Raw genomic sequence first — 20,422 nt, 5'->3', positions numbered from 1 at the left:
AGACGAAGCTCCAGAACAGGAAGGTGTGCGATATGAAACTGCGAAATTCCGCTATCGTTGCTAGAGTTGCGGGAAAATGTTTGATCTGGGACACGGAAAAGGATCGGGCCGTACTGGGGCATGAACCGGAATCAGGCGAGATTGAGTCGTCCAGCTTGACTCGAGTCTGTTGGTCCGGCAGTCTTCTGCCGGCGTTCGAGATCGCGTCAGCGGATGGCCGGACCGATTACGTCAAAGCTTCCGTTGCCTCGGTGACGGTCGCGGAGGCTTCCGCTCGGCGAATTTATCACCTCGCGCTAAGCCTTGACGGTTACGGCAGCGGCTCTTTCGTATGCGAAGAGACCGATTGGGGCTTGCGATTCTCGCGGCTGGAGGTAAGCTGGTTGTCCGATACCCGGGTGATCAGCCTGCAATACGGAACCCGGCTGATGACGGACATCGAGCTCGCTCGCGCGCCTCGGCTCGATCATGCCTTCTGGCCGGATTGGTCCTCGGAAGGCTACTGCGTCCCGGCCGCCGGTTCCTCCCCGACGCATTCGTTCTGGCGCTCTTGGGATATGGGCGACGCGCGCTTGCCCCTCGGCAGCTACGGCGATGCGATGGGCACTCCGTATGCCGCGGCCTTCCCTAGACCTATGTACGCCGCGGCGATGGGCGGACGCGACGGCTGGCTGGCTTTCGGGCCGGGCGATATTCCCGACGCGCCGTTGACGCTGCAATTGCAATCCGTGACGGCATGCCTTCATTACTCTTATCGCGAAGACTTGTGGACGTCGCCCGATCTTCGGAAACGCGAGTGGATCGATCCCTTGCGCTTAACATGGGCCGATACGGGATACGAGGCTTTGCTTCGACTATATACCTCCTTCGGGCCTTTCGAGCCCAAGTCTCCTCGCCATGCGCGTTCCTTCATCTGCACTTGGGGCGACTTTAAGGAAGGGCGCTACGATCTTAAACGTTACAAGGAGAGGGTTTCCAGCAGCGTGGAGGCGGACATGATCATCTTGGACGATCGTTGGGAAACGTACAACGGGAGCGGCGAGCCCGATCTGGAGAGGTTTCCGGATTTCGAAGCAGATCTGGACGGACTTCGCGAACAAGGATACGACATTGCGGTCTGGCAGAGTATCGGTTGGTTGGATAACCCAGAGAAGTCCGGCTTGTCCTCGCAAGATTTACTCTGCGGACTGGACGGCGTTCCCCGCCAATGGAGATGGTCCGGCAATCCGATCGGCGAGGGCGGTTACCACTACCTGCTGGATCCAAGCTCGGAGCGGACGAGGCAACTGATCGTCGAACGAACGCAACGTCTCGTTCGCAAGTGGCGGCCCGCGGCCCTGAAGCTTGATTTCGGATACGGCTATCCCGGACCCGACGTCTGCGTTCCCCGCGATCCCGCCTATCGGGGCGAACGGCTTGCCTACTCCTTGCTCAAGCTAACTTACGAGGCCGCCAAAGCGATTGATCCCGACATCTCGATCATCTATTACGGTATTCATCCGCTCATGCGCGACGTTACCGATCTCATCAATATGGACGATCTCGGCGACGCGGGCGATAGCGCGGTTCATGAGATCGCCGGACATAACCAGCGCTGCCTGTGGGCATCGCTCGCCGCATCTCACGGCATGCCGATCAACACATCGACGGGTTATTATTGGGACGCGTTCGGCTCCATCTTGCTCGACACCGCCGTCGTTGGCGTTAACGGCTTAACGATCGGCGAGTTCGATAACGAGGGCAACCGGATCACCGACGCCGACAAGAACCGCTGGGCAGCGCTGCAAACCTGGCATCGGCGCACCTGCGGTTGGAAACCGCTGTGGCTCGAAGCCGACACGGGCAGCTTGAAGGGCGAGCCGAAGCTCGTCTCGTGGGGAAGAATCGAATCCCTGAGCGGACGGGATACCCTCACCTCGTTGGTGCTGCGCAATGATCGGTCCGAGGCCAAGGGATACGATCCAGTGCCTTACATTCGATTCACGGGCCAATGGGCGTTGATCTCTCTGGACGATCGGGATCTTGCTGCTAGCAATAGCTTCGTCTGTATTCCTTTCTCGGCTGGAACCCTCTCGATCGACGGTACTTTCACGTCAGCTCGCGTCTATGGGGCGATCGATGGGCACCTGACCATTCTGAGTACATTGCCAGGCTCCACCTCCATCGGTGAGCCGGAGCTGCGGATCGCGGTGTCACAGGAGGATCTGTCCGGTATTGCAGGATTCGTGATCGCACGAAAGTAAGCATGAGCTATCATCGGTCAAACACACACGCATATACGGGGCTTTGAATGTATCTACCGTATGGAGGACACTGAAGTAGTGCATCTCATCTCATCGAAAAAAGATACAGACCCTCATAATTTTGAGAGATCTGTATCTTTTTTAGTAAGGTTACTTTCATCTTTACGTTACAAATTGACCGCCAACCATAAACATCTTCTTCTCATCATCTAGTATTATTTCTCGTACGCTACCGGCACCGCTGCGCCAATGACGGCAGACTTCTCCGTCGCTTCGATTACCGCGATGTTGCGAGCCGCTTGCTCCGGTTTTACGATTAGCTCAGCATTGTTCATCAAGTGATCGGCAACGTTTCTATAATAAGCCGACCAGTTTTCCTTCAAGTTCATGATTTTCGTTTCGACTGGCAATCCGCCAACTTCCGTATACAAGGTCAAATGATCGTCCCACAGATCCGCATCGACGACGGCGCCTTTCGTACCCAAAATGCGCATCGGCGCTTTCCCGGCCCTTGCGATGTTCGAAGTCGAAATATAGGCCACCGCGCCGCTCTCGAACTCGATTATGCTGTCGATTTGATCCTCGTTCGTGATTTCATGCCATATTTTGTTGTGAACGAACCCGCGTACGGATTTGATTTTACCGGGAATGAAACCTAAGAGGTAATCGATGAGATGAGCGCCCCAATCGTAAAATGTCCCTCCGGAAATCGCTTTATCGGAACGCCACCAGTGACCTGGGTGCTGATAACCGCCCGTAAAGATTTCAACGTGAAAGATTTCCCCCAGCAAGTCCCGTTTAATCAAATCCATGAGCGTCAAATACCAAGCATCCCATCTTCGATTATGGAATACGGACAGCATCAAACCCCGTTCATTCGCCAATCGCGTCAACTCGAAAGCATCGTCGGCGCGAATGCACATCGGTTTTTCGAGAATGCAGCTCTTCCCGCTTTCCAGCACTTGCTTGGCTAGTTGAGCATGCGTGTTATGCGGGGTGATGACAGTAACGAGGTCGATATCTTCCTGGGACAGTAAATCCTCTACCTTCGTATACGTGCGAATGCCGGAGAAATCTACTGCCGCCTGCTCCGCTCGAACCTTATCCATGTCGCAAGCCGCGACAAATGCGATCCCGGAATCCTTCATTTGATTGGCATGGATTTTGCCCATGTTAAAAGCTCCGCCATAGCCGATGACTGCACCACGAACCGTTTTCATTGAATGAAGCCCCTTTTCTTTAATGTAGTGAATCGACTGTTTACCCTAGTCGATGGTTTCGCCGAGAATGTCCCGCAGCGCCTGCTCGATATCGCTGATCGTGCTCGTCAGCACCATTCTTTCGGTCAATAACCCGTATTGTTCCCGCTGACCAGCTTAGTTCCCGCCTGATTCGTAACGGTGAAGCCGCCTTTGCCCGTATTCCCTTTAAGAACGACGCTCGTCACATGAGATCCCGCCACCACATGGGGGACTCCCGGCGTATGGAACACCATCCCGTATCCGTAGAACGTTCCGCCATTCACCGTAATCGGGTACGCCGTCGTCAAGTCGAACGTTTGGAATATCGTCGTTCCGCCGTTTAACGTCGCAATCGGATGGGTAGACCATTTGCCGCCGTTAAACACTTTTAACGTACCGCTGAACGTCGAGCTCGTCACAAAATCCGACAGCTCGGCCGCCGTCTGGGGGTTGATGAACACAATGTCATCCGACGAATCGATTACGACGCCGTATTTGGAAGCATCCACGCCATTGCTGAATACGACACAATTCCGGCAGTTCCCTTCGGTTTGACCAATCAGGTTCATCCCGACATGGTTGAGAATCGTAAAGTTCTGGAACACCTGCGCATTGTTGGCGGAACCGATAACGAATCCCGTCGAATTCGCAAGCAGATCATCAAATAACGTGTCAGAGTCCGCGCTTGGCGTACCGTTATAAGACGTGAACAACCAGTTCGTCGGATTCCAATGGTTATCTTCCACCCAGCCTCCTAGATCCAGCGCGCTTCCTTTGCCGACGCGCAACCCTTCTCTAAGCGTCGTCCCATTGTTCAGCACGACTTGATATTGATCGGGACTATGCGTATCCATATCGATCGCCTTATACGAGTTAACGAAAGCCAGGTATTTCACCCAACTGCCGTCGCCTTGCGCCTGGATCGTCCAAGGGTATGCCTGAATATCCGTAAAATCCTGCTCCGGATAGAAAATCGTCAATCCCCTAACCCCTGAGTTCTGAGCCAATGTGATGAAAGCCGTCCCCGCTTCATTGCCTTGGTTCTCGTATGCAAGCAACACCGTTCCGTTCATGACCATCCCGTGATGCGGATTGTCGAATGAACCTCTTAGCTCTACCCCGGCCGGTACTTGCAGATGAGTGCTCACCCGATAATCGCCCGCCGGCAAGTAGACGGTTCCTCCCCCGGCATTGCCTGCGTCCGTCAGGGCGCTTTGGATCGCTTTCGTATCATCCGAAGCCCCATCTCCCGCTGCCTGGTACGGGGCACTCTTGACATTGTAGAAGTTGGTCCCGACCGCCGGCTGACGCTCGGGCGCATACGAATAGTTCCAATTCGGCAACGGATAAGTCGCTAGCGCGGTATGATCGATCTTCACGTCGCCGCCGCTGGCATTATCGATTTGCGGTGCGCCTACGAACGTATTGCCCAGAATAGCTGCCGCCGTCACCGCGGCGGACAGCGAAATCACTTTTTTGGCCTGCTGAAATTTGCTGCTCTCGACTAATACGGAACCCTTCTGCATCTCTACCGCATACGTTCCGCCGTTGTATCCCCAATCGGTGAAAGTAACGTCCGTCAGATTGAGCACCGAATTCCCGTTCACTTGAATTCCCGCATACGGAGTTCCGCCGATCGCCACATGATTAAGCTGCACGATGTTGTCGCTGTCGGCGTTGTACAGAATGCCGATCGGTCTGCTTCCTTTGGTCGCGTTGATCGTACTGTTCGTAATTTCGAAGCCGGGAATGTATAACCGTTCGAAATGCAGGCCCACATTCACATCGTCAATATTCAAACCGTAAATCTGGCCGTTGCAGTTGCCGTTCGTATAGATCCCGGTTTTCATATCTCTAATGTTGATGTTGTGCATATAGATCCAATCCACCCTGCGGAACTCGAACCCGACGGCGTTAGCCGCCATATAAGCCTTAAGCGCCGATTGCGCGGCGGAAGACGACGGCGCGCCGGCCAGCCCCGAATGAATCCAGTAATCGGCTTTGAAATAGACGTTCTCGTTACGCGCGACGTCGAACGTATTGTCCTGGATCACGCCTGCTTTCAAGATCGTCGCGTACAGATTGCGGAAGACGTTAACCCCGTTCGCGTAACCGTTCTGTCCGAGTTGAATTCCCTTGTACGAATTATACAAGGTCACGTTCATGACCGAGATCGTGTCCTGCTTCTCTCCGCCTGCAATGGTGAAAGGATAGGCATGAACGTTGTTATAATCCTGTTCCGGATACCAGATACTCAAGTTCCGCACGGAGGTGCTGCGATTCATCGTAATGAACGGCGTCCCGTTCTCCTTATCCTTGCCGCTGTACGCCTTCAGAATCGTACCGACGCCGAGGCCGCCATCGTCCGGGCTGAGCCATTCCCCGCGCAACGTCACACTCTGCGGAATGCTCAGCGTACCGTCGATCCGGTACGTACCGGCCGGAACGAATACAACGCCCCCGCCCATCGCGCCGACCGTATCCAGCGCATTCTGAAACGCCGAGGTCGCGTCCGCGTTACTGTTCGGGATGACTCCGTAATCCGTTACCGCAACGGTCGACACGATGACGTCTTCCGTGGTCAAAGAAGGCGTTTGAATGCCGGGCACGATGGCGAAGCTTGGCTCCAGCTTAAGCCAGTTCAAGCGGAGCGCTGTTCCGGAAGTCACGAACTTGAGGGTCACTTCGTGGGTCCCTTTGGTCAACAGCTTCTTGGACAACAGGGAGATCGTCGAATAGGCGTTCAGCGACCCTAATGGAACGATCCCCGCATCCACGTCGTCGATGTACACTCGGATCTTATCTCCGCCATCCGGGCTTTGCACCCGAACCCGGACATCGTAGTTCCCCGTCTCCGTTACTTGAACCGTGTACTTAACCCATTCCCCGTTCGCGATGTTATAGATTTCATAGCCGCCATCCGGGGAGCCCTGCACGTCCACGCCTTCCGTGGCGCCCGTCCGATACACGCCCCCTTCATTGCTCGTCGTCGTGTCCGCATACGCCACGCCGGGTCCTCCCGCGTCGTAATCCTCCGCTTCTATCGTCCAGGGAACCGTATGAGGACCGTTGTACGGCGCATTTCCGCCGTTTAGGAACTCTACCGTCATTTCATCCAGATTAAGCGCTTGAAGAGAACCCAGAGAAGCGTTATATTTCACTTCAATAACGTTCTCCCCTGCATTCAAATCGGCTTCGAAAGCAGTTGTACTCCACGATGACCAGTTAATCGTACTCGGAAACGTCAGGTTATCCGCCACGCTTATCCCGTTCACCGCTAGGTTTCTTGAGGCCGATTGATCGGCGGAATACCGATACGAGATGCGATAGACTCCCGCCGTGGGCACGTTTACCGTATTCCGGACGTACTGACCGTCGCTCAAGAACGAGGCGACGAAGCCGGTTCCCCGATAACCGGGATGATCGGCATTCGCGACCGGCGCAGGCGAACCGCCAAGAGTCCCGGACTCCGCCTGCTGCCCCGTTCGGAACGAGTCGAACTGGAACCAGTCCAGGTTATAGGCGCCCCAGCTATTCGCGTCCGCGCTATAGAGCTTAACGACATGCGTGCCCTGCGTCAGCTCTATGCCGGCCGGTATCGTAAACTCGCGATACTCCGAGTAGCTTCCCGTATTAGGAACCGTATAGCTCCCGTAATCGACCTCGTCGATAAAGATCCGGATCTGCTGGTTATCGTATACGGCCGAAGTTCTGAGCTTCAGATTGTACGTGCCGGAAGCAAGCGCGACAACCTTGTACTTCAGCCACTCGCCCGCTTCGATAGAACTTACCGTATGACCGCCCTCATCGTTAGCCGATAGATCCACCGCTTCGTCAAGCCGTGCGGCTCCCCCAAGGTTGGAAGCCGTCGTGTCGTGATACGCATCGCCCTCACCGCCGATGTCGTAATGTTCGGCCTCCACCCTGCCCGGCGCGAAGCTTGCTCCCGTGTAGGAAACCGAGGAGAAATCGGGCGTCGCAACGAGGATATGATCGAGATTGACCGTTCCCCGCGACTCGTTCTCTTTGTTGTACCGTACCGTAATCTTGTTCGCGCCTGCCTGAAGCTTCGTGATGAACGTCAACGTCCTCCACGAATCCCAGCTCGCGGTAGGAGCGAACTCGAATCGCTCGTAGAGCGGCTTGTCGTTAAGTTCGATCGTCCGATAGATTTTGCCTGCGCTGAAGGCCGCCGAGTACCTTAACGTCACCGCGTAATAATCGTCGGCGGGGACATTCGCCTGTACTTGCACGTATTGGGTGTCGGATTCGAAGTAACTGACGAAGCCGGTTCCGGTATAGCCCGAATGATCGCCGCTGATCTGCGGCCGCGGACTGCCTCCGAGCGTTCCCTCTTCCGCTTCCAATCGGGAACCGAAGGTTGTGAACTCCATCCAATTGACGTTGAAGTTGCCGGTCACGATTTCAAGTTTAACCGCGTGTACGCCGGCATTCAGCCGAATGCCCCGCGGACCCTGTATCGTTGTCCAGGTTTGATAATCTCCCGTGACCGGCACCGCGAACTTCCCCTTGTACTGCCCGTCGATATAGACTTTGACGGCCGCGTTCGCTTCGAATGCATTCGCGACTCGAATATCCATATTGAAATTCGCCGTTGTTTCCGTTTTCACGTTGTACTTCAACCATTCGCCGTCATCCGTCCAAGCCACATTGTAACCGCTTCCGGAATCGCTCGTCGTTTGAATATCCACGTCATCCGTCCGGTAGGTTCCTCCGGTATTGCCGGAAGTCGTATCCGAATAGGCGATTCCGCTGCCGCCCGTATTGTAATCTTCTGCCTGAACCGTGCCAGGGAGCGATACGGACGTTCCGTTGTATGGAGCATACGGTTCCCCTGTCTCCTCGATCTTCAAATAATCGAAATTAGCGGACCCGGTACTGCCTTTCGCGCTGTCGTGTTTTACCGTAATCGTGTTGCTGCCTGCGTTTAAATGAACGTACACCGGTTCGGAGTCCGCCCATGCGTCCCATGAACCGCCGTTCCCCGGAGCCGGAAAAGAGATCGCTCCAAACTGCGCGCTCCCGTTGACCAAAATGCTGCGAACGGCCCCGTAGTCGGACGCATAGCGCATAATGACTTTATAAATCCCCGCCGTGGCCACATTGGCGGTTATCGTGAAAAACTGCCCGTCTTGATTGAAATACGCCACAAACCCTGTGCCCGAGTAGCCGGGGTGATCGCTGTTCATCTGCGGCAGAGGGCTGCCTCCGAGCGTTCCGTCTTCCGCCTCGTATATTGTCGTTGCAGCGTATACCGGATTCGCTCCGCCCGGAACCCAACCCGATCCCGAGAACGCCAAACAGCAAAGCAGCAGCACAATAGTGATCTTTCTCATCCTACGATTCGCCCCTGTCTTCATGAAGGTATAAAAAATAATCCGGAAGTCTACATCTGCCTGGTACAGTCAGACTTCCGGATTCGACTCGCTTATCGCTCCTTACTGCTTCTTGCCGGCAAGGAATTGATCGATCTGCCTCTGGACTTCCGCGGTGATCTTGTCCACGCCTGCCGCTTGCTGCTTGGCTATGTAGTCGTCCACCGCTTTATCGGCATTCTTCACCGTTCCGAATTCGATCGGGAGACCGAATTCGCTCTTGATGCTTTCCCGCTTCGCGACTTCGTTCTTGATGTCGTCTTGCGATATGAACAGGCCGTCGAGCGGAGAGTTGACGTTCATCGGCTCGCTTGCGAACTCGCCCTCCTTCAGCCAGAACCCGTCGCTATACGTTCCCGTAGGTCTCATGAATTGCGGCTTCCACAGCGCCCATTGGCCTGTCCATCCCATATAGCTGCTGGTCGAAGAATCCATGCCGTCCGGGAACGCCGCCGCTTGGCCGTCCAGCTTGTACGTCTTACCGTCGATTCCGTTCTGGACAAGATCGTACAACTGCTTATCCGTCTCGAGGAGATCCAGAAATCTCAGCACTTTATCCGGATTTTTCGACTTTTTGTTGATCGCCACCACATTCGCGAGAGGCGAACGATTCGCATATTTCTTGTCCGGGTACAGAATCGACGATTCCCGCTTGAACGAAGGATCGCTAAAACCCGGATCCGCATTGGTCCATTCGTGCGTCGACAGATCGAAGACGAGCTTGCCGTTTCTCCACTGTACATCTATTCCTTCCTTGTCAACCATGGCATCGCTGCTAATGATCCCATCGTCGTACCAGGTTTTCGCCAGCTGCGCGCTCTCGCGGTAGGCAGCCGTCTGTTCGATCGGAACCGCGCGCAGCTGCGGATCATTCAGATCCACCACATAACCGCTGAATCCGATGTCCATCAGCTCATGCTTCAATTTGAAGAGATCGAGCGGGCCTTTCCGCGTAATCTTGGCCGTCGGATCCGCTTGCTTAATCCGATGAAGCAGCTCGTCTATCGCTTCGATCGTTTGAACCGAATCTTTGGCCGCGCCGATGCCTAGCTTATCCGTTACATCTGAACGCCATTGTCCGAAAGGACGCGTATTCTGCTTCATCGTCCAAGGAAGGCTCACGATCTGCCCATTGACCGAAGCGGCCTGCAACGACCCTTGTCCCTCGTATTTCTTATACAGATTAGGAGCGTATTCCGGGAGCAGTTCATTAAGCGCCATGTACGCCCCTTTGCCAGCCATCTGCTGATACGCGAGCCAATCTCCGTCAAAGTTCAAATCCCACATATCTCCGGCAGCGGACATGACCAGCAGCTTGTCCTTATAGTCGTTGAAGGGAATGTATTGAATATTGAACGTGACATTGATCCCCTTCTGCTTCACGTAATCGCTGACTGCGCCCCACACTTCGTCCATAGCCGTCGGCTTGTCCCCTGGGAAAATCAGCTTCAGTTCCGCTTCCTTCTCGTTTGCTTGCTGCGCTGCGGAAGAGGAAGCCGCGGGCGATGGATTGCCCGACGAATTTTCCTGCTTCTGGTTGTTGCCGCACCCCGCTAGCATAACCACCGCAAGCAGCATGACCGCTTGCCAGACCCTTCTTCTCGAACCCGTCTTCTTCATCTCTATCTCTCCTCGTCATCTTTATCCTATCACAGCCCCAAGCTGAAATAGTCAACCCTTCACCGCGCCAATCATAATGCCTTTCACGAAATACTTCTGTACGAACGGGTAGAGGAATACGATCGGCCCGATCGTAATGACCGTCGCCGCCATCTTGATCCCTTCCGAAGGAAGCTGCGCGGTTAACCGCTGAATGTCCATCGCGTTGCCCGAATTTTTGACGAACTCGATATTGGATACGATCGTGCGAAGAATCAACTGTAACGGCTGCAGCTCCTGTTTGTTAACAAGCATCAGTGCAATAAACCAATCGTTCCAGTACGCTAGCGCGGTGAACAAACCTACGGTAGCAAGTACCGGCTTCGACAAGGGCAACATAAACCGGAAGAAGTATTTCAGATCCCCCGCGCCGTCCATTTTCGCTGACTCGTAGATCTCTTCTGGAACCGACAGCATGTAATTGCGAACCAAATACATGTTGAACGCGTTTCCTAACGCAGGCAGAATAAGCGCGAGCAACGAATCTTGCAAATGCAGGTAGTTTACGCAGACGAAATACCAAGGAACCATCCCCCCGTTGAATAGAAGGGTGATCAAGGCATAGACGGACAGAATGTTGCGATATTTCAGCGCCTTTCTCGTCAAGACGTAGGCTCCCATGCTATTCACCAGTAGTGCCAGCACCGTTCCGATTGCCGTTACAAGGACGGTGACCCCGTACGCATCCAGAATGCGACCCGAACCTAAGAGAAGCACCTTGTAGGATAGCAGCGTGAGATGCTTGGGGATAAGCGTATACCCGTAATCCACAATATCTTTTTCTGTACTCAAGGATCCGCTTATGACCATGAGAAAGGGAATGATACACAAGATACACAAGATGGACACGATCGCAAGGAGACACGCCTGCGTAACATCCATTTTTTTCGAAGCCATCCGATCCCACCGCCTTTACGTGTTAAAACAATGCCGAATCCCGATCGACTTTGCGAGCGACCGCGTTGCTGCCCAGAACGAGGAGGAACGCCACGATCGATTGCAGGAACCCGCTCGCGGAAGCCATGCTAATGTCCCCGGTTTCCCGCAAGCTGCGATAGACGAAAGTATCGACCACGTCCGTGGTGGCGAACAGCATCGGCGCGTCGCCGACGAGCGCGTAGAACATGCCGAAATCCGCATTCAAGATCCGTCCGATCGCCAGCAGCGTCAGAATGATCATCGTCGGCTTCAGCATGGGCAAGCTAATATAGCGAATTTGCTTCCAGCGCGAAGCCCCGTCGATCGCGGCCGCCTCGTAATAAGAAGAATCTATGCTCACCAGCCCCGCCAAATAAAGGATCGTCCCATACCCCGTGAATTTCCAACGCATGATCAGGACAAGAATGAGCGGCCACCAACCCGGAGAATTGTAGAAGTCGATCTTATCCGCCCCTAACCACTTCAGCAGCTCGTTAAAGGCGCCGTGATCATACTGCAGCAGATTGTAGAGGAATACGCCGACGACGATCCAGGAAATAAAGAACGGCAGAAACGTGATCGACTGCGCCGTCCGCTTGAACGCTTTGGAGCGAATCTCATGAAGCAGCAACGCCAAGCCGACTTCAAATACCAATCCGACTGCAATGAACAGAAGGTTAAGCAAAATCGTGTTGCGAATCGCTCGCAGCGCTTGCGATGAAGTGAGCAGGTAATCGAAGTTGTTCCAGATCGGATTCGCCCACTCGCTACCGAAGATACCTTTCGTAAAGTCGAAATCTTTGAAAGCGATAATGACGCCCGCCATCGGCATATAGCTGAACAAGAACAGCAGAACAGCAACCGGAACAAACATGGCATACACCGAACCGTTAAGCTTGATTTCCCGGAAAAATTGCATGTTAACACCTCCCTCTTGCTGACTACTATTAGTCTAGAAAATTTCCCCCGCCCCCACTACCCCTCAAAATTAAACTTTGTGGATTCAGATTGGCCTCCGCTGTCATTAACGAAAAAAAAGCCGCCCCCGTCTAAGCAAGGAGCAGCTGGAATGCTAAGTTCAGTTGTTATTCCGGCAATATCGGATGTCGTATCGTAATCTTCGTACCTTGCCCTAGCCCGGAATCGATCTGCAGACCGTAGTCGTCCCCGTAGTACAGCTGCAATCGCTGATGAATGTTACGAAGCCCCACCCCTCTGCGTTTGCCCGTCTCGGCATGGGGTACAGGGGATAGCAGTTGGGGCAGCACATCTGCAGGAATGCCTTTACCGTTGTCGTGCAATTCGAATTGCAGATCCGCGCCAACCTTCCTCCCAAGCACGATGATTTTCCCGCGCTCCGGATTGTCGCGAATGCCATGATGAATCGCATTTTCCATCAACGGCTGCAGCAGCAGACGCAACATCGCTTTGCCCAGAATTTCTTCCTCCATCATGAATTTGACCTGGAACGGCTTGTCCAAGCGAGCACGTTCGATATCCACATAGGCTCTCGCCTGCTCGATTTCGCGTGCGACCGTCGTCAACTCTCTGCCTTCGTTCAGGCTAAGCCTAAGCAGATTGCCGAGCGACGCGACCATCTCGCTTATGTCGCGCATTCGGTATTGCTCGGCTTTCCAGCGGATCGACTCGAGCGTGTTGTACAAGAAGTGCGGATTGATCTGATGGCTAAGCACCTGAAACTCCAGCTCTTTCTTCAACTTCTCCGACTGATAGACTTCCTCGACCAGCCCTTGGATTCTCTTGACCATTTGATCGAATCCCTGATAGAGCCAACCGATTTCATCGCGACGCCGCGAATCCATGGAAGGCAGCAAGAAACTGCCCTTTTCCAGCTTCCGCATAGAGCGAACGAGCCGAACAATCGGATTGGTGAAGTATAGGGTGATGTAAATGACAATGCCGACCCCGCAAATGAAATAGATCCCAAGCAGAAACGCCGTCAGATGGCCGATTTTCTCCAGCGGACCGATCAGGGTGTCGAGCGGAATGGTACTGACCAGCGTCCATGGCTGATCTTTTAGATGGACGTAAGAGACGAGCGTTCGGGCATTGTCGATCGACATTGTCGCCGTACCGTGACTGTTCGTACCGATCAGATCAAGAAGGGCCGCGGATGGATAAGGCTTGCCTAACCGTTCTGGACGTGAATCCGAAAGAACGATACCGCTCTCGTCCACAAGAACCGATTGCTGTCCCTGCAAGTTCTTAGGGGGTGAGATCATCCGTTGGAAGGAAGAGGCTTCCAAATCCGCTACGATCATTCCCCGAGGCTTGTTGTCGTTGAGACCGGTAAATTGTTTTATTCGCGATATCATTGGGACGGGATACACGGAGCTGGTATGCCCGGGCCACATTAGTTGCCATCGCGGATCTCCGGTCCGCGAGATTTCTTCGAATCCGCGCCGAACGGAATCATCCTCCTCGTAACGAATCATCTTCATGTACTCCGGATAGGCTGCCGCATGGATCGGGTAGACGCGAATGCGGTACACGCCCATTTCGTTTTTCTTCTGATAGGTCAGTTCGGACATCGCGGAAATAAAGGCTCTCTCCTCCTGGCTGTCCTTCGTTTCCTCCCGCAGCAGTTCCTGCAGATGACGGTTGCCGATCACGTCGTTGATCTGATCATTCAGCTTCTCGAGTTGTTCATCGAGGTTACGAGCCGTCTGGATCATATATTCCGACCAGAATAGAGCATTGGCATTCGATATGCCTTCGACCGATTGGCGGTAGGAATAGATAGAAATAAATAAAAACGGCGCAACGAGAACCAGCAGGATTAACACAATAATCTTACGGCGAAACGAGTGCCCTTTGTCCAATATCAGCCTATTCATCCGCGATCCCTCGCTGATTGCGATACTCTTTCGGCGTACACCCTACCGCTTTTTTGAAAGTTTTGGTGAAATGCTCCGGATTGCCGTACCCGACCTCCAGACCGACCTGATAAATTCGGAATCGGGCATCCGCCAATCGGATCTTAGCATGTTCGATCCGCACCCGGGTTAAATATTCGAGGAACGTGACCTGTTTTTCTTTTTTGAACAGTTTGCTAAGCCACACCGGAGTGATGCATATTTGCCGAGCAACCACCTGCAACGTCAGATTGTCCCGATAATGCGCTTGTATGTATTTCTCCGCTTCCGTCAAAATCAAATTTTGCGAAGGTTTGCGTTGGTCGAAGCCGCTCGCGAGCCTCAGCAAATAGGCGGTCATCTGATTCTGAAGGGACTCAAGCGTATCGAACTGCTCGATCTGATCCCAGATCGAGAGCAGGTTCCCCTCCCACCACGGATCCTTACAGCCCGCCGCCGACGCTTCCTTAATCAATTCGAACAACCAGTCGAACAAGCGTCCCTGAATTTCTCGCAAGCTCGACAAGGACCATGTGCGCACGAACACCGGGAAGGCGCTCATCGCCTCGCGGATGTCCGACTCCGAGCCATACCTGATCAGATCCAGTACTTCTTTTATGTTGCTTAGCGAAACTTCCGAATCGACCGAATCGTTTCCCTTCTCATCCGTGATCAACAATTGATTGCCGCCGTAGAGCGCTTTCAATTCTAACGTATCGATCGCTTCCCGATACAGATCGAACAGTCGATTCCACTCGCCGACCGATGAAGCGAGCGCGATCGTCATATTCACTTTGACATTGGCGTTGATTTTATCGATCAGTAGCTTGGCAAGCCCAGCGTAAGCGCTCTGTGCAACATGAGGGCGCCGACTGATCGCAATAACCCAACGTTCCTCCTTATCCTGAAACAACTCGGCCGTATAGCCGCATTCTTCACGTACGACCATCTCCGCCACGTTGCCGATGGCGAACGAAATCAGTTCTTTCTCCCGCTTATATCGTTTGTTCTGTTCCAGGGCCGCCGCATCGTCCACTTCCGCCACCATCAGAACCATTCGATCCTCAAGCATCCATTCCAGATCCAACGTTTTCAGCCGATGTTTGATCCGCGTTGTTCCGTACGGATCAGGCGCCCTGTCGATTAATTCCCGCAGCACCTCTTCCTTCAGACGCGGAACGGCTTGCCGCAGCTGATTCTCGAGCATCCTTTGATTCTGTTCCAGAGTCCTTTCTTCGCGAATTTCGGCAACCGCACGATGGACCACCTGCTTCAGTTCAGCGATCTGGATCGGCTTCAGAATATAATCCGCCGCGCCGAGCTTCATCGCTTGCTTCACCAGGTCAAAGTCGTCATATCCGCTAATCACGATCGTCTTTCCCGTGAAACGCCCCGTTTCTTGCAACCTACCAATTAGTTCAAGTCCAGACATTCGATTCATCTTAATGTCTGTCACGATCACGTCGGGATTGAGTCGTTCGACTAGCATTAAGGCCTCTTCGCCGTCTTCCGCAGTATGCACCCCAGCCACTCCGCACTCCGCCCACGGGAAGACTGTCTTCAGCCCCTCGCGTATTTCCTTCTCGTCGTCGACAATAAGTACCTTATGCATCTCCGCCACGTCCCTCTTCAACGACTTTCCATATATCGGCATCATATTGCATCGGCGTCAAATCTTCAACCTCTGGTGTCAAAATATGATTAAAGGTGCGCCAAAGACGACCAGCGCCCCTAATACCTGAAATTCGAACAGGCTGCCAATGAGATTGGCAACCTGTTCGACATTAAAAGCTGTCCCCTATTGAGCAGGAGCTCTCGGTTAGCGGTTCACGTTCGTTAACTCGCCCCCTTCTCCCGTAGAACCCTCGATATTAGCTTCACGCCGGGGAATTATCGAAATCATGTTCTTCGATAAGATCGCTAATGGATAAAGTAGAGTTGCGAACGATCAATTTCGTCGGAATGCGGATCATCGCTCTATTTTGCAGCGGGTTCTCGATCAAGGAAAGAATTCTCTTCGCTGCCTCGTTACCGATTTGTTCGCCTTGCTGTGCTACGCATGTAGGAGGAATTCGGGCGTCGGAAGAATGATCGTAATCGTCGAAGAAGATTACGGACAGTTGCCCAGGTACAGACCTCCCGCCCTTCTCGGCTGCCCTGATCGACGCCAGTCCGATCTCCTCGTTCGCTGCGAATAAAGCAGTCAAATCGGATTGTTCGTTTAGAAACGCTTCGATAGCCTCCGAGTCCTTCTGCTCAAGCACCCGAGTCTTGTCGAAAATAACGCCGTAATCGTTCAGAGCCTGCCGATATCCTTCCAAACGCTCTTCCAAACTGGTCGTACCCGCACAAGGAGGGGATACGAACGCGATTCGCCGATGCCCGAGCCGCAACAGATGTTCAGTCGCTTCATAAGCTCCGGTATAATGATCGGAGCATACGCAGTTGGTCTCGACTCCACGCAAGTAACGATCGATGACGACGATCGGGTAGCGGTCTAGCGTAAGCCTTAGCATTCCTTCGTTATAGGTCTGACCGTCTGACGGATAGATGATGATTCCTTGCGCTCCCGCTTTAATGGCCTCCTTCAGCCTCTCATCTTCTCTAGATTGGGAATAGTCGGTGGTCAGCATTAAGATCCGATAACGCGAACTATCGAGACCTGCCTCAACCCCTTCAGCCAGACGAGTCATGAGCAAACCGCGCAGCTTCGGAACAATCAAAGCGATAAGGAGCGGTCCATCGCTTTCCCGTGGCGGACTTGCATATCTAATCGGCTCCTTCTCCCCCGTGTACTTACCTATGTAAGATCCCCTTCCCTGGACCCTGTAGACGATCCCTTCTTCTACTAGCTTGGCCATCGCGCTTCGAATCGTAATCCGGCTGACATCGAACTGTTTGCAAAGCTGGTTCTCTGAAGGCAACCTGCGTCCTTCCCTCCACTTTCCCGTTCTAATCTGATCAAGCACGTAATCGCGCACCTGGGAATAGAGCGGCGTTCGTTTGGTCGAACCATCCATCAGAAATCACCTCATCTACATTTATAATAAATATACAACTTTATCTCTCCCAAGTGACTTCAAACCGTTTACACGTCGACTAAAATTTACTATTATCCAGTATAACAAGATACTCTAAACTTGTATATTTGTATTGAATTCGGAGGGTAAAATATGATTGAACCCGTTGCGCATATTATCTCCCATACTCATTGGGATAGGGAATGGTATATGCCCTACGAGAAACATCACGTGCGCTTGATCGCGCTCATGGACGTTCTACTGGATACTTTGGACAAGGACGACGATTTTCGCAGCTTCCATCTGGACGGTCAAACGATTATATTGGAAGATTATTTGCAAGTTCGCCCGGAACAACGCGAGAGGCTTACGCACTGGATTCGACAAGGGCGAATCGTGATCGGTCCCTGGTATATTCTCCAAGACGAATTCCTTACGAGCGCCGAAGCGAATGTCCGCAATCTGCTCATCGGTCATCATGATGCGAAGGCTTACGGTCCCGTCGCGAAGATCGGCTATTTCCCCGATTCCTTCGGCAATATGGGGCAGGCCCCTCAGTTGCTTCTTCAGGCCGGCATTCGGAATGCCGTTTTCGGCAGAGGCGTGAAACCGACAGGTTCCAACAATACCGTGTCCGATTCCGCGGCTTATGAGTCCCCTTTCTCCGAGATGACCTGGCGTTCGCCGGATGGCTCCGAAGTATTGGGAATCCTGTTCGCCAATTGGTATCACAACGGCATGGAGATTCCCGTAAAAGAAGAAGACGCCCTTTCCTACTGGCCCGAGAGAATGGCGAATACGGAACGTTATGCCTCGACGCCTCAGTTGCTGTTCATGAACGGTTGCGATCACCAGCCCGTCCAGACCGATCTATCCGCTGCGCTTGAGACCGCCCGCAAGCTCTATCCCGGCTATCGTTTCAAGCATAGCACCTTCGCGGACTATATCGCGGCCGTAGAAACAGCAATAGACAAGCCTCTTACGGTTGTCGAAGGCGAGCTGCGAAGCCAACGAACGGACGGCTGGGGCACTCTCGTCAATACCGCGTCCGCGCGGGTCTATATTAAGCAGGCGAATACTCGAGGACAAATCCTGTTGGAAAAGATAGCCGAACCTGCGGCGGCCATTGCCGCGCATTTGGGACGAGGGTATCCGGATCATCTGCTCACTTATGCCTGGAAGACGCTAATGCAAAATCATCCGCATGACAGCATCTGTGGTTGCAGCGTTGACGAAGTCCATTCCGAGATGATGACCCGTTTTGCGAAGAGCCGCCACGTGGCGGAATCCCTCGCGCAGACCAGCCTGAAATTCATGGCCAGTCACGCGGACACCTCGCTCTTCTCCGATCCGGCCATCCCTTTCCTAGTCATGAACTACGCCGGGCAAATCAGATCGGGCACAGTTAGCGTGGAATTGGAAATCGAAAAACGATCGCTGCAGTATTCTTCGTCCGTTGAAATCTACGAGCAATTGGATAAAGTCGAGATCGGCGATGGTCTCATCGTCGACGAGAAAGGGCGAATCGTAGAGGCGGAAATCGAAGATCTGGGAGTAAAATTCAACTACGCTCTGCCCGATGAACATTTCAGAAAGCCGTATATAGCGCGACGTCTGCGGATTACGCTGAAAGCGGATCGGGTTCCCGGACTGGGTTATCGCGTTTATGCGTGGCGCCGCGAACCCGGACTCTCCCGCGAAGGCCGAGCCAATCCGGATATCGCTCCGTTAGGTAAGGCCGCTCTCGAGAATGAGTTCTACTCGATCATCGTCAACCGCAACGGAAGCCTGACGTTAACGGACAAAGAGACCCAAGCCGTCTACTCGAATCTCTGCGTATACGAGGATGTCGGCGACATCGGCAACGAATATATATTCAAGCAAGATGGCGGCATGCAAGCGCTGACGACGCAAGATTTGGAAGCAGAGGTTCGGATTCTCTCCAAGAATTCTTTTGTGACTGTCGTGGAAATCATCCATCGGTGGGAAATACCCGCGGAGGCGGAGGCTACGCTGCAACGTGAAATGGCTTCGATGGTACCTGTACGCGACCGCAACTCGCTTCGTTCACAGCGGACAGTGCCGATCGTTATTCGAACCCTCGTCACCATCGAACAAGGAGCAAGGGCGTTGAAGGTTGTCGCTTCATTCGATAATCAAGCAAAGGATCATCGAATAAGAGCCCTATTTCCATCGGATATCGTGTCCGATGTCCATTATGCCGATTCGATCTTCGAGATTGCGGAACGACCGAACGAACCCGCACCGGAATGGCTTAATCCGAGCAACGCGCAGCACCAACAAGCATTCGTCGCTCTGGACGATATCGAACGCGGACTGGCCATTGCTAATATCGGTTTGAACGAGTACGAAATCCTTAGAGATGGACGGAACACGATAGCCGTTACGCTTCTACGATCCGTAGGCGAGCTTGGAGACTGGGGAGTTTTCCCGACGCCTGAAGCGCAATGCTTGGGCAAGCATGAGGTAGAGTTCGCTATTATACCTTACGCAGGCCAAGCTAAGCGCAGCGAAGTCGCAAAGGAAGCCTACTCCTTTCAAATCCCTTGGGCTTCCGTTCAGACGGAAATCCAACAAGGCATTCTCCCGCCGGTTCACGGCTGGCTGGACTGGAGCGGCAAACATCTCGCGTTTTCAACCGTAAAAGGGCGCGAAAAATACGGCGAGTTCATTGTCCGTTGGTACAATCTGTCTAACGAGCATACGGAGCTGATCTTGTCTCCGTCTAAAGAGTCTTCCGAATGGTACGCGAGCAATATACTAGAAGAACGGCTGCGATCTCTTCAACCCGAGGCGGACGGGAAATTACGCGTACAGGTGAAACCTTGCGAGATCGTGACTCTTCTTTTAAATCGTCTATAAGTCCTTACTTTTTCAATTCCTATAGCGGCTTGGCTAGTCGTGCGGAGGGGCTGTCCCAAAACTTTTGGGTAGCTTCTTTCTTTTCTATATCGACCACCACTAGTGAATGAAATGAAACATATAACTAGGGACGAGACCTAGCTGGAGCACATCAAAGTAACCAATCTCCCTCTACAGTTCGGAAAT

Annotated in this window: 10 protein-coding genes; 2 read left to right on the top strand and 8 right to left on the bottom strand. The window is 53.2% G+C overall.

Translation table 11 applies throughout. The features are described from left to right. Positions 1-32 precede the first annotated feature (32 nt). Positions 33-2,243, top strand: a complete 2,211-nt coding sequence (locus HH215_RS27105; protein ID WP_169282719.1) for an alpha-amylase family protein — start codon at positions 33-35, stop codon at positions 2,241-2,243. Between the two features lie 215 nt (positions 2,244-2,458). On the opposite strand, the gene HH215_RS27100 is transcribed toward HH215_RS27105, so the two are convergent. The 8 genes from HH215_RS27100 to HH215_RS27065 all read right to left on the bottom strand — a co-directional run bounded on the left by HH215_RS27100 (position 2,459) and on the right by HH215_RS27065 (position 17,353). Then, positions 2,459-3,463 (bottom strand): Gfo/Idh/MocA family protein, encoded by a 1,005-nt coding sequence (locus tag HH215_RS27100; protein ID WP_169282718.1) that lies wholly within the window; start codon positions 3,461-3,463, stop codon positions 2,459-2,461. Positions 3,464-3,588: 125 nt separating this feature from the next. Then, positions 3,589-8,841: a carbohydrate-binding protein gene (locus HH215_RS27095; RefSeq protein WP_169282717.1), complete on the bottom strand. Its 5,253-nt coding sequence runs from the start codon at positions 8,839-8,841 to the stop codon at positions 3,589-3,591. A 102-nt stretch (positions 8,842-8,943) separates the two neighbouring features. Further along, the gene (locus tag HH215_RS27090; RefSeq protein ID WP_169282716.1) at positions 8,944-10,500 is read right to left on the bottom strand and encodes an extracellular solute-binding protein; all 1,557 of its coding nucleotides are present in this window, start codon (positions 10,498-10,500) and stop codon (positions 8,944-8,946) included. Between the two features lie 51 nt (positions 10,501-10,551). After that, positions 10,552-11,436 (bottom strand): carbohydrate ABC transporter permease, encoded by an 885-nt coding sequence (locus HH215_RS27085; RefSeq protein WP_169282715.1) that lies wholly within the window; start codon positions 11,434-11,436, stop codon positions 10,552-10,554. A 22-nt stretch (positions 11,437-11,458) separates the two neighbouring features. Further along, complete coding sequence (locus tag HH215_RS27080; RefSeq protein WP_169282714.1) at positions 11,459-12,376, bottom strand: ABC transporter permease; 918 nt, start codon at positions 12,374-12,376, stop codon at positions 11,459-11,461. 166 nt (positions 12,377-12,542) lie between these two features. Further along, positions 12,543-14,315, bottom strand: coding sequence for a sensor histidine kinase (locus tag HH215_RS27075; RefSeq protein WP_169282713.1), 1,773 nt, complete (start codon positions 14,313-14,315; stop codon positions 12,543-12,545). Then, entirely contained in the window at positions 14,308-15,945 is a 1,638-nt protein-coding gene (locus HH215_RS27070) for a response regulator (protein ID WP_169282712.1), read from the bottom strand. Before HH215_RS27070 ends, HH215_RS27075 begins: the two co-directional genes overlap by 8 nt. A gap of 265 nt (positions 15,946-16,210) precedes the next feature. Next, complete coding sequence (locus tag HH215_RS27065; protein ID WP_169282711.1) at positions 16,211-17,353, bottom strand: GntR family transcriptional regulator; 1,143 nt, start codon at positions 17,351-17,353, stop codon at positions 16,211-16,213. Positions 17,354-17,506: 153 nt separating this feature from the next. On the opposite strand from HH215_RS27065, the gene HH215_RS27060 reads away from it, so the two are divergent. Then, the gene (locus HH215_RS27060) at positions 17,507-20,236 is read left to right on the top strand and encodes an alpha-mannosidase (RefSeq protein ID WP_169282710.1); all 2,730 of its coding nucleotides are present in this window, start codon (positions 17,507-17,509) and stop codon (positions 20,234-20,236) included. Positions 20,237-20,422 lie beyond the last annotated feature (186 nt).

Source organism: Cohnella herbarum (assembly GCF_012849095.1).
GTDB classification, from domain to species: domain Bacteria; phylum Bacillota; class Bacilli; order Paenibacillales; family Paenibacillaceae; genus Cohnella; species Cohnella herbarum.
Note: the sequence above shows the minus strand (reverse complement) of the source record. Positions and strands in the feature narration are given on the sequence as shown.